This window comes from Bacillus sp. ISO11 (assembly GCF_003458115.1).
In the GTDB taxonomy this organism is placed as follows: domain Bacteria; phylum Bacillota; class Bacilli; order Bacillales; family Bacillaceae_G; genus Bacillus_A; species Bacillus_A cereus.
Genome location: NZ_QXCO01000080.1, coordinates 1 through 1,620, shown reverse-complemented (window position 1 = coordinate 1,620; position 1,620 = coordinate 1). Strand labels below are relative to the sequence as shown.

Below are 1,620 nucleotides of genomic sequence, written 5' to 3'. Positions count from 1 at the left end.
ATACAAAACATACTAAGATTAGTAGTGCAGACCAAGGCATTGGTTCGCACTACTATTTTTTATATAGTAGAAGTGAAGAGAAGGTCGTGGGTGTCTTGGGATCCTGAATCCGTATACAAAACTGACCTTCTTCACTTACCTTATTTGAATCAGTTTTTAGTATGTTGGTCTTCGAGATCGTGTATAAGAAATGAGAATCGATAAGTGTAAGTTGAAGACTTCAATTCCACCTAAGGAGGAACTTTATGAAACACGTAATTGCGTTTGACATCAGTATGGGTAAAAGTTATATGGTAATTTATAATGCACAGAAACAATGTGTATTTGAAAGTGAAATTAAGCATTCTAAACCTGAATTCAAAAAGCTACAAGAAAAGATTCATGAGCTTACAGATAAGACCGGTGAATTGCCTAAAATCGTATTCGAAGCAACAGGTATCTATTCCAGGCAGCTAGAACGATTTATGCAAGATAATCAGTATACATATTGTTTATTAAACCCATTAGAAGCCAAGCTACAATGTGATTCCTTACGGATTCATAAGACCGATCGGAGCGACGCACACCGATTAGCTCTCACTCATTTTACAGCTACCCGAAGGGTATTTATCGGAACTGATAATTTATTCCACCAGCTAAAATCTCTTTCTAGATTGTATAGCGAACTAGATAGTGAATTATCGATAATTCGTGGTCGTATGCATAAAGTAATCCAATTAACATTTCCTGAATTGGAGAGAATGTTTACCAGTAAATCTGATTTGTTTTTAAATTTTGTTCAACTATTCCCCCATCCAGATTGTATTTTAGGTCTTTCAAAAACCATTATAAAAAATCGTATTCGTGTCAACACCAATAAAAAAATATCAAATATTACAGCGGAGAAAAAAGCGATTCAAATACTTGAAATAGCGAAAACTTCCTATCCTGCTGTTTCACAGAACGATGTTCTGTGTGATCAACTCAAATTATACGCAAGGCGCTATCAAGAGCTTCTTCACCAAAAAGAATGCTGTATTAACAAGATGATATATATAGCCGAGCAACGTGCAGAATATGATATCATTCTCAGTATTCCTGGGATTGGGCCGAATACTGCAGTACGCTTGATGGCTGAAATAGGAGATATTACTCGTTTTAACAATAACAAGCAACTCAATGCATTTGCTGGTATTGATATACGTCGTTTTCAATCAGGTAAAACCTTTTTTAAAGATAAAATCAATAAACGTGGAAATAAACATTTGCGGAAGCTCCTTTTCCTCATCATCCAAAACATGATTAAACAACGACGTTACGGACAAAATCACATTGTTGAGTATTATGATAAATTAAAAACGCAACCCTATAACAAATGTCATAAAGTTGCGTCCATTGCATGTGTAAACAAGTTCTTGAAACTCCTCTTTCACCTTATTACACATGATATACACTATGATTATCGGTTAACGGCCTAATATCATAGTTTCATTCATCATATCATATCTCACCCCTAGTAAAAAACGAGTATATATTAGGGTTCTTTGGTATGCATGATAACTAGTACTTGTTCATTCTGAGATTCACTCCAGTAAAAACCTAAAAATATAGGTTGACTAATCGTAAGAAAGACACCCAAGA

1 protein-coding gene is annotated in these 1,620 nt (G+C 34.8%); it reads left to right on the top strand.

Annotated features, from left to right (window positions below; translation table 11 throughout):
* The first annotated feature begins 245 nt into the window (after nt 1-245).
* Nucleotides 246-1,457 carry an IS110 family RNA-guided transposase gene (locus tag D1166_RS30835; RefSeq protein WP_098318495.1) on the top strand — a complete coding sequence of 404 codons (1,212 nt, stop codon included), beginning with the start codon at nt 246-248 and terminating at the stop codon, nt 1,455-1,457.
* Nucleotides 1,458-1,620 lie beyond the last annotated feature (163 nt).